This window comes from Streptomyces sp. NBC_00247 (assembly GCF_036188265.1).
Lineage (GTDB): Bacteria > Actinomycetota > Actinomycetes > Streptomycetales > Streptomycetaceae > Streptomyces.
Genome location: NZ_CP108093.1, coordinates 710,384 through 721,351, shown reverse-complemented (window position 1 = coordinate 721,351; position 10,968 = coordinate 710,384). Strand labels below are relative to the sequence as shown.

Annotated in this window: 1 protein-coding gene; it reads left to right on the top strand. The window is 71.0% G+C overall.

The features are described from left to right. Window positions 1-9 precede the first annotated feature (9 nt). Window positions 10-10,968 (top strand): non-ribosomal peptide synthetase, encoded by a 10,959-nt coding sequence (locus tag OHT52_RS02810; RefSeq protein ID WP_328718508.1) that lies wholly within the window; start codon window positions 10-12, stop codon window positions 10,966-10,968.

Here is a 10,968-nt window from a genome sequence, read left to right as displayed (position 1 = left end):
GGCAAGAACATGAGGAAGTCGGCACAGGCGGTACCGTCGGCGGACCAGGCTGGTTCCGCGAAGTCGTCCAGGAAGCCGAAGTCCGCGATCGAGGACGTTCTGCCTCTCTCGTCCCTCCAGGAAGGGCTGCTGTTCCACGCGCTCTACGAGGACGAGGGTCCGGACCTCTACACCGTCCAGATCGCCGTCGAGATGTCCGGTCTCCTGGACACCGCACGCCTGCGGACCGCCGCCGAAGCCCTTCTTCGCCGACACCCCAACCTACGGGCCGGCTTCCGGTCCAAGGGCCTCGACAAGCCCCTCCAGGTCGTCCGACGCAAGGTCCGTACCCCCTTCGAGCGAGTCGACCTCCGTGACCTGGGGGAAGGGGCGGAGGCCGCGTACGGTGAACTCGCCGACAAGGAGCGGTCCCGGCGCTTCGACATGGCCCGCCCGCCGCTCGTACGCTTCACGCTCGCCGCACTGCCCGGCGGGCGGCACCGGCTGCTCGTCACCGTCCACCACATCCTGCTCGACGGCTGGTCCGTGCCCGTCCTGCTGGACGACCTCTTCGAGCTGTACGAGCGCGGCGGCGACGAAACGGGCATGCGCCGCGTGCCGCCGTACCGGGACTACCTCTCCTGGCTGGCCCGCCAGGACCGCCCCGCCGCCCTCGCCGCATGGTCCCGCGAGCTGACGGGCCTCGACGAGCCCACCCTGCTCGGCACGGGCGGCGCGGGCGGGGCGGTCGTCCCGCACAGCACCCTGGTCGAGCTGACCCAGGAGGAGACGGGGGCCCTCGCCGCGCTCGCCCGCAGCCGGGGCTGGACCCTCAACACCCTGGTGCAGGGCGCCTGGGGACTCGTCCTCGGCCGCCTGCTGGGCCGGGAGGACGTGGTCTTCGGCGGCACCGTCTCCGGCCGGCCGCCCGAGCTGCCCGGCGTCGAGACCATGGTCGGCCTGCTCATCAACACCCTTCCGGTACGGGTGACATGGAGACACGGAGACAGGCTCGCCGATCTCTTCACCGCCCTCCAGGACCGCCAGTCCGCGCTCACCCCGCATCAGTTCGTCCAACTGGGCGACATCCAGAGCCAGTCGGGGCACCTCGAACTCTTCGACACCACCACCGTCTTCGAGAACTACCCGCTCGGTCCGGACCAGGCGCCACCGCTCTCCGGTGGTCTGGAGATCACCGACGTGGACGCCCGCGACGCGACCCACTACGCGATCAGCCTCGTGGGACTGCCCGGCGACGCGCTCTCCTTCCGCGTCGACTACCGTCCCGACGTCCTCGACGCCGCCACCGCCGCCCGCGTCGCCGACTGGCTGCGCGACCTGCTCACCGCGGCCACCGCGGACCCGGACGTCACTCTCGCGAGCATCGACCTGCTGGACGAAGGCGCGTACGACCGCGTGGTCGGCGAGTGGAACGACACCGGTCGCGCCGTCCCCGACACCACTCTCACCGCGCTGCTGGAGGAGGCCGCCGCCGCCCACCCGGACGCTCCGGCCGTCGGACACGGCGGGATCTCCCTCAGCCACCGCGAACTGCACTCCCGGGCCAACCGGCTGGCCCGCCACCTCGTCGAGCGGGGCGCGGGACCCGACCGGACGGTGGCTGTCGCGCTGCCGCAGCGGCCCGAACTCGTCGTGGCGCTCCTCGCCGTCCTCAAGTCCGGTGCCGGGTACCTCCCCCTGGACCCGGACCACCCCGCCGGCCGGATCGCCGGAATGTTCGAGGAGACCGACCCGGTCTGCGTCCTCACCACCACCGACCTCGCGGACCGGCTCCCGTCGGAGGGCGCCACGCCGGCGGTCCTCCTGCTGGACGACCCGGCCCTCCGGGACCGGCTGGCCGCCCTGCCCGACTCCCCCCTCACCGACGCCGACCGCGGCTCCCCGCTGCTGCCCGACCACGCGGCGTACACCATCTACACCTCGGGTTCCACCGGCCGCCCCAAGGGGGTCGTCGTGGAGCACCGCTCCGTCGTCAACTACCTCCTCTGGGCACTCGACCTGTACCCGTCGGCCGGCCGCAGCACCCTGCTCCACTCGCCGGCCTCCTTCGACCTCACCGTCACCGGCCTGTACGCGCCCCTGATCAGCGGAGGCAGCGTGCATCTGACCCGGTTCTCCGGCGGCGGCCCCGATCCGGAGGCACCCGTCCCGGCCGGCGGCGTCGCCTTCCTCAAGGGCACCCCCAGCCATCTCGCCCTCCTGGAGGAGCTGCCGGCCGCCTACTCTCCGACGGCCGAACTCGTCCTCGGCGGCGAACCGCTCTCCGGCGCCCGCCTCGACCACTGGCGCGCAGGTCATCCCGGCGTGCGCGTCGTCAACGAGTACGGCCCGACCGAGACCACCGTCGGCTGCACCGCGTTCACCGTGGAGCCCGAGGACGAGATTCCCGCCGAGATCCTCTCGCTGGGCACGCCCATGTGGAACTCGCGGGTGTACGTCCTGGACACCGCCCTGCGCCCGGTTCCGCCCGGTGTCGTGGGTGAGCTGTACGTGGCCGGAACCTGTGTGGCCCGCGGCTACGCCGGACGGTCCGCGCTCACCTCCGGCCGATTCGTGGCCAACCCCTTCGGAGCGGAGGGCACCCGGATGTACCGCACCGGTGACATGGTCCGGTGGCGCTCCGACGGCACCCTCGAGTTCGCCGGCCGCACGGACGACCAGGTGAAGATCCGCGGCTACCGCATCGAGCTCGGCGAGATCGAGACGGTCCTCGCGGACCGGACGGGCAGTGCCCAGGTGGCCGTCGTGGTCCGCGAGGACCGCCCCGGCGACCAGCAGCTCGTCGCGTACGTCGTCGCCGGTGACACGGACGGGATGCGTGAGTACGCGGCGGCCCGCCTCCCCGCCTACATGGTGCCCTCCGCGTTCGTCGCCCTGGACACGCTGCCCGTCACCGGCAACGGCAAGCTCGACAGGAAGGCGCTTCCCGTCCCGGTCTTCGAGGGGACGTCCGCCCCGGCCGCCGCCGGGCGCCGACCGCGCACCCCGCAGGAGGAGATCCTCTGCCAGGTCTTCGCCGATGTCCTGGGTGCCCCGAAGGTCACCGTCGACGACAACTTCTTCGAGCTGGGCGGGCACTCCCTGCTCGCCACCCGACTGGTCAGCCGCATCCGTACCGCCCTCGACGCGGAACTCGCGATCCGTACCGTGTTCGAGCACCCCACGGTCGCCGGGCTCGCCCGCGTGCTGGCCGGCGCGGACACCGCCAGGGCGGCACTGGAGGCGAGGGAACGGCCGGAGACCGTTCCGCTGTCGTTCGCCCAGCGACGGCTGTGGTTCCTGGACCGCCTGGGCGTCCCGGGCGGGACGTACAACATCCCCCTCGCGATCCGGCTCGAAGGAGACCTCGACGTACGGGCGCTGAGGTCCGCGCTGGAAGCGGTGGCGGCACGCCACGAGTCCCTGCGGACCGTGTTCCCCGACGCCGACGGACAGCCTCGCCAGCACATCCGCGCCACGGCCGAAGTGCCCTTCGCCGTACGCGAGGTGACCGACGGCGGTGCGCTGCGGGAGGCCCTGGAGACGGAGGCGCAAGCCCCCTTCGACCTCACCGGGCGGCCTCCGGTGCGGGCCACGCTCTTCGCCCTGGACGACCGTACCCACGTCCTGCTGGTCGTGCTGCACCACATCGCCGCCGACGGTTGGTCGCTCGCGCCGCTGATGCGGGACCTGGAGACGGCCTACCTGGGGCGGGAACTCGCCCCGCTTTCGGTGCAGTACCCGGACTACGCCCTGTGGCAGCGCGAAGTACTGGGGTCGGAGGACGACCAGCAGAGCGTTGTCGTGAAACAACTCTCCTACTGGAAGGAACGGTTGGCGGACCTTCCGGAGGTACTGGAGCTGCCGGCCGACCGCCCCCGCCCCGCCCTCGCCTCCTATCGGGGAGGCAGGATCGGCTGGCGCCTGGACGCACACAGCCACGCCGCACTCGCCGAGCTGGCGCGCACCTCGGGGGCGAGTGTCTTCATGGTGCTCCAGGCCGCGCTCGCGGCCCTCTTCTCCCGGCTCGGCGCCGGCACCGACATCCCCCTCGGCACGGCAGTCGCCGGGCGCACCGACGACGCCCTGGACGACCTGGTCGGCTTCTTCGTCAACACGCTGGTCCTGCGGACGGACGTGTCCGGGAACCCGACCTTCCGTGAACTCGTCGCGCGGGTGCGGGAGTCGGACCTGTCGGCCTTCGCGCACCAGGACGTGCCGTTCGAGCGGCTGGTGGAGGTCCTCAACCCGGAGCGCTCGCTCTCCAGGCACCCGCTCTTCCAGGTGCTGCTGCTCCTCCAGAACACCGCCGAACCCGAGCTGAACCTGCCCGGCCTCAGCCTCTCGGTCGAGGAGATCGCGGGCACCGTCGCCAAGTTCGACCTCTCCTTCGACCTCCGCGAGACCTTTGACGCGGACGGCCGCCCGGCCGGCATCGAGGGCGACGTCGACTACGCCCTCGACCTCTTCGACCAGGAGACGGTCGCCGCCCTCTGCGGTCGGCTGGCCCGCACTCTCGAACTCCTCGCCGCTCGTCCTGATGTGTGTGTGGGTGAGTTGGATGTGGTGGGTGGTGCGGAGCGTGGGTTGTTGGCGGAGTGGGGTCGTGGTGGGCCTGTGGTGGGTGGTGCGGGTCTGGTGGAGCGGTTCGAGCGGTGGGTGGTGGAGTCGCCGGGTGCGGTGGCGGTGGTGTGTGGTGGGGAGTCTTTGACGTATGGGGAGTTGGGTGCTCGTGCGGATCGTCTGGCGCGGGTGTTGGTGGGTCGGGGTGTGGGGCCTGATCGGTTGGTGGCTGTGGCGTTGTCGCGGTCGTTGGATCTGGTGGTGGCGTTGTGGGCGGTGGTGAAGGCGGGTGCGGCGTTCGTTCCGGTGGATCCGGCGTTGCCGGCGGATCGGGTGGCGTTCGTGCTGGAGGATGCGGCGCCGGATTGTGTGATCTCTTCGGTTGAGGTGGTGGGGCGGCTTCCTTGGGTGGAGGGGGTGTTGCTGCTGGATGGTCCGGGTGGTTTGGAGGGTGAGCGGGTTCCTTCGGGTGTGGAGTTCGCTGAGGTGTCGGCTGATTGTCTGGCGTATGTGTTGTACACGTCGGGTTCGACGGGTCGGCCGAAGGGTGTGGGGGTGACCCGGGGTGGTCTGGAGAACGTGTTGGCGGACATGGGGGCGCGGTTCGGGGTGTCGGTGGCGGACCGGTTCGTGGCGGTGACGACGTTCGGGTTCGATATTTCGAATGTGGAGATTTTTGTTCCGTTGCTGGCGGGTGCGCGGTTGGTGCTGGTGGAGCGGGATGTGGTGTTGGACCCGGTGCGGCTGGGGGCGTTGGTGGTGGCGTCGGGGGCGACGTTCATGCAGGCCACGCCTACGTTCTGGGAGTCGTTGGTGGCTGAGGTCCCGGAGTCGTTGGCGGGTGTGCGGGTGCTGATGGGGGGTGAGGCGGTTTCGGCTTCGTTGGCGTCGCGGTTGGGTGCGGTGGCGCAGAGCGTGACCAACGGGTACGGGCCGACGGAGACGGCGGTGTACTCGGTGATGGGCCGGGTGGACGGTTCGGGTGTTGTGGGGATCGGTCGTCCGGTGTCGGGTACGGAGGTGTTCGTGCTGGACGAGTGGTTGCGGGTGGTGCCGGTTGGTGTGGCGGGGGAGTTGTACGTCGCGGGTGTGGGTGTGGGGCGTGGGTATGTGGGGCGTGCGGGGTTGACGGCCGAGCGGTTCGTGGCGTGTCCGTTCGGGGGTGTGGGGGCGCGTATGTACCGGACCGGGGATGTGGTGCGGTGGTGTGCGGACGGGACGTTGGAGTTCGTGGGGCGGGCTGATGATCAGGTGAAGATCCGTGGTTTCCGGATCGAGCCGGGTGAGGTCGAGGCGGTGCTCGCGGGGTGTGCGGGTGTGTCGCGGGCGGCGGTGGTGGTGCGTGAGGACCGGCCGGGTGAGAAGCGGTTGGTGGCGTATGTGGTGGGTGGGGTGGAGGGGTTGGCGGATTACGCGGCTTCTCGGCTTCCGGGGTACATGGTTCCTTCGGCTTTTGTGGTGTTGGAGGAGTTGCCGCTGACGGCGAGCGGGAAGTTGGACCGGCGTTCGTTGCCGGTGCCGGAGTGGGTGGTGGGTGGTGGGCGTGGGCCTCGTTCGGCGCGTGAGGTGGCGTTGTGCGGGATTTTCGCCGAGGTTTTGGGTGTGGAGCGGGTCGGGATCGATGACGGGTTCTTCGAGCTGGGTGGGCATTCGTTGCTGGCCACGCGTTTGGTGAGCCGGGTCCGGTCGGTGTTGCGTTGTGAGTTGGATGTGCGTGCGGTGTTCGAGGCGCCGACGGTGGCGGGTCTGGCTCTGCGGTTGGAGGGTGCTGCTGGTGTGGTGGTGCGGGAGCCGGTGCGGCCGGTGGTGCGGCCGGAGGTGGTGCCGTTGTCGTTCGCGCAGCAGCGGTTGTGGTTCTTGGACCGGCTCGACAGTCAGGGGGGCATGTACAACATTCCGTTGGCGGTCCGGTTGCGGGGGCCGTTGGACGCGGTTTTGCTGCGGTCCGCGCTGGAGCGGGTGACGGTGCGTCATGAGGCGTTGCGGACGGTCTTCCCCGAGACCGACGGACGTCCCCGCCAGCTCGTACTGGACACCGCAGGCATCTCCCTCCCGGTGTGCGAAACGGACGAGTCGGAGCTGGCAGCCGCCCTCGTCGCCGAGTCGGTGCGTGGATTCGACCTCGCGCGCGAAGTGCCCGTGCGCGCCTCGCTGTTCGTGATCGGGCCGGAGGATCACGTACTCCTGGTGGTGCTGCACCACATCGCGGGCGACGGATGGTCCCTCGCGCCGCTGATGCGCGACCTGCGGAGCGCCTACCTGGGCGAGGAACTGCCGGCCCTTCCGGTCCAGTACGCCGACTACGCCCTCTGGCAGCGCGAGACCCTCGGCACCGAGGACGACCCCGACAGCGCCATGAGCGAACAGATCGCCTACTGGCGGCAGACCCTGGCCGGCCTGCCGGAGGCGCTGGAGCTGCCCACCGACCGTACCCGCCCCGCCGTCGCCTCCTACCGGGGCGGCCGGGTTCCGTGGCGGCTCGACGCGGACACGCTCGCCCGGCTGTCCGTGCTCGCCCAGGACACCGGAACGAGCCTCTTCATGGTTCTCCAGGCCGCGCTCGCGGCACTCTTCTCGCGTCTGGGGGCCGGTACGGACATCCCGCTCGGGACCGGGGTCGCGGGCCGTACCGACGACGCCCTGGATGACCTGGTCGGCTTCTTCGTCAACACCCTGGTCCTGCGGACCGACGTGTCGGGTGATCCGACCTTCGCCGAACTCCTCGACCGGGTGAAGGAGGCTGACCTGTCCGCCTTCGCCCACCAGGACGTGCCCTTCGACCGGCTCGTGGAGGTCCTCAACCCCGAGCGCTCGCTCGCCCGGCACCCCCTCTTCCAGGTCATGCTGACCCTCCAGAACACCGCCGAACCCGACCTGGACCTGCCCGGCATCACCCCTTCCGTCGAGGAGGTGAGCAGCGCGGTCGCCAAGTTCGACCTGTCGTTCGGGCTGGCCCCGGACTTCGACGCCGAGGGGCGGCCTGCCGGACTCACGGGTGAAGTGGAGTACGCCCAGGACCTGTTCGACGCGGAGACGGTCCTCGCGCTCGGCGCGCGCTTCGGCCGGGTGCTCGCCCAGGTGGCGGCCGACCCCGGCCGCCGCGTCGGTACCCTGGAACTGCTGGACCCGGCGGAGACCGCTCTCCACCTCGACCGGTGGGGAACGGGACCGCGCACCGCCCCCCGTTCCTCCCTCCCCGAGCTCCTGGCCCGCCAGGTCGCCTCGACGCCGGGGGCGCCGGCCGTCGTCGGCGACGGAGAGTCTCTGACGTACGCGCAGCTCGACGCCCGGTCCCACCAGTGGGCGCACTACCTGCGAGGGCGGGGGGTGACCGCGGGGACGCCGGTGGCACTGCTCCTGGACCGTTCGGTTGACCTGGTCGTGGCGGAGTTGGCGGTCGTGAAGGCGGGCGGATTCTACGTACCGCTGCACGACGCCCATCCCGCGGAGCGGCTGAGCTGGATCGTCCGGGACGCACAGGCCCCCCTCCTGCTCACCGACCGCGCCGAACTCCCGGAGGGCCTGGCGGCCGAGACGAGCTGCGTGGTCCTCGGCGAGGTCGCCGCCGAGGTGGCCGCCCTGCCGGCCACGGCCCTGACCGGCCCCGCGTTCCCGGCCGAGCAGGTCGCGTACGTGATGTACACCTCCGGTACGACGGGTCTGCCCAAGGGCGTCGTGGTCAGTCACGGCAACGTGGCGGACCTGGCCCTGGACCCGTCGTTCGACGGATCGGCGCACGAGCGGGTGCTGATGCACTCTTCGCACGCCTTCGACGCCTCCACCTACGAGATGTGGGCCCCGCTGCTGCGCGGCGGCCGCGTGGTCGTGGCCGCCGGGGGCCAACTGGGTCCGCAGGAGTTGCGGAACGCCGTGACCCGGCACGGCGTGACCACGGTGTTCATGACGTCGGCGCTCTTCAACGCGCTGGTGCGGGAGGCCCCCGACGCGCTGACCGGGCTGCGCGAGGTGTGGTTCGGGGGAGAGGCGGCCGACATCGGTGCGGCGGACCTCGCGCGGCGGGTCTGCCCGGACCTGCGACTGGTGAACGTCTACGGCCCGACCGAGACGACCACGTTCGCCACGGCCTGGCCGTTCCCCGCCGACCGGAAGCCCGGTAGCTCCGTCCCGATCGGCCGGCCGCTCGCCGGGATGCGCGCGTACGTTCTCGACGCGGGTTTGCGCCTGGTGGCGCCGGGGGTCTCCGGTGAGTTGTATCTGGCCGGAACGGGTGTGGCGCACGGTTACCTGGGGCGCGCGGGGTTGTCCGCGGAGCGGTTCCCGGCGGATCCGTTCGGGGTTCCGGGTACGCGTATGTACCGGACGGGCGATGTGGTGCGGTGGACCCGGGACGGGGCTCTGGAGTACGTGGGCCGGGCGGACGACCAGGTCAAGATCCGGGGGTTCCGCATCGAGCCCGCCGAGATCGAGGCCGTACTCGCCTCGCACCCGCAGGTCTCGCAAGCGAGCGTCCTCGTCCGTGAGGACCGGCCGGGCGCCAAGCGGATCGTCGCCTATGTGGTGGGCGATCCGGCGCAGTTGGGAGAGTACGCCGCGGCCAGGCTGCCCGCGTACATGGTGCCGTCCGCCTTCGTGACCATGGACGCGCTGCCGCTGACCGTGAACGGCAAGCTCGACAGGAAGGCCCTGCCCGCTCCCGGACTTCCCTCCGCAGCGAAGGATTCGGAGCCGACCACCCCGGTCTCCGCGCGGGAGGAGTTGCTGCGCGAGGTGTTCGCGGGGGTGCTGGGTCTGGAGCGGGTGGGCGTCGATGAGGGGTTCTTCGATCTGGGTGGTGATTCGATCGCGTCGATCCAGTTGGTCAGTCGGGCGCGGCGGGCGGGGTTGGTCTTCACCGCGCGGGATGTGTTCGAGCGTCGGACGGTCCGGGAGTTGGCGGCGGTGGCGGGTGGTCTCGGTGCGGGTGAGGCGGCCGGGCGTGTGGGTGTGGGTGTGGTGCCGGTGACTCCGATCATGGAGTGGTTCCGGTTGGGTGGTGGTCCGGTGCGGGAGTTCAACCAGTCGTACGTGGTGCCGGTGCCGTCGGGTGTGGTGCTGTCGGATCTGGTGGCGGCTTTCGTGGCGGTGGTGGATCACCATGACGTGTTGCGTATGCGGTTGGGGCGTGGTGCGGGGGGCCGGTGGTCGTTGGAGGTGCCGGCGGCGGGTGGTGTGCGGGCCGGTGAGTGGGTGCGTCGGGTGGATGTGGTGGGGCTGGACGCGGATGCCGTGGCGGGGGTGGTGGAGCGGGAGGCGGCGGTCGCTCGTGGGGGGCTGGATCCGGAGCGGGGGGTGATGGCTCGGTTGGTGTGGTTCGACCGGGGGGCCGGGGTGGACGGCCGGTTGTTGCTGGTGGTGCATCACTTGGTGGTGGACGGGGTGTCGTGGCGGGTGTTGTTGCCGGATCTGGCTGCCGCGTACGGGGCGGTGGTGGAGGGGCGTGCGGTCGGGCTGGATCCGGTGGGGACCTCGTTCCGGGGGTGGGCCACCGCACTGTCCGAGGCGTCGGAACAGGACCGCTGGACCAGTCAACTTCCCTACTGGAAGGCCGTGGTGGCCGGATCATCCGCACCTCTGGGCGCCCGTCCGCTGGACCCCGTCGAAGACACCCTGGGGACCGCCCGGTCGGTCGATCTCGATCTTTCGGTGGGGGAGACGGAGAAGTTGCTGACGACGGTGCCGTCGGTGTTCCGGGCGGGGGTGAACGACGTGTTGTTGACGGCGTTGGCGTTGGCGTTGCGGCAGTGGGCTCCGGAGTTCGCGGAGGGGGGTGTGCTGCTGGACGTGGAGGGTCACGGGCGGCATGAGGATCTGCTGGGTGCGGGGCACGATCTGTCGCGGACGGTGGGCTGGTTCACCAGCATGTATCCGGTGCGGGTCGATCCGGGGCCGTTGGGCTGGGCCGAGGTCGCGGCGGCGGGTCCGGAGGTGGGCGGTGCGTTGAAGCAGGTGAAGGAGCAGATGCGGGCGGTGCCCGATCAGGGTCTGGGGTTCGGTCTGTTGCGGTATCTGAACGCGGAGACGGGTGCGGTGCTGGGGGGTTCGGCGGCGCCGTTGGTGGGCTTCAACTATCTGGGCCGGTTCGCGGCCGATTCGGGTGAGGGCGGCGGGGAGTACTGGACTTCGGTGAGTGACGCGGGCTCGGGTGTGGGTGAGGCGGAGTTGCCGTTCGCCCATGTGCTGGAGATCAACGCGGCCACCCGGGACACGGTGGAGGGCCCTCGGTTGCGGGCCGCGCTCTCCTGGCCGGGTGCCCTGTTCACCGAGGCCCGGGTGGCCGGGCTGGCGGGGCTGTGGCGCCAGGCGCTGGGAGCGCTCGTCGCGCATGCCGAGAACCCGGACGCCGGAGGACTCACTCCCTCGGACCTCTCCCTGGTCCCCCTCACCCAGCACCACATCGACCTGCTCGAAGCGAAGCTGAGGAAGTGA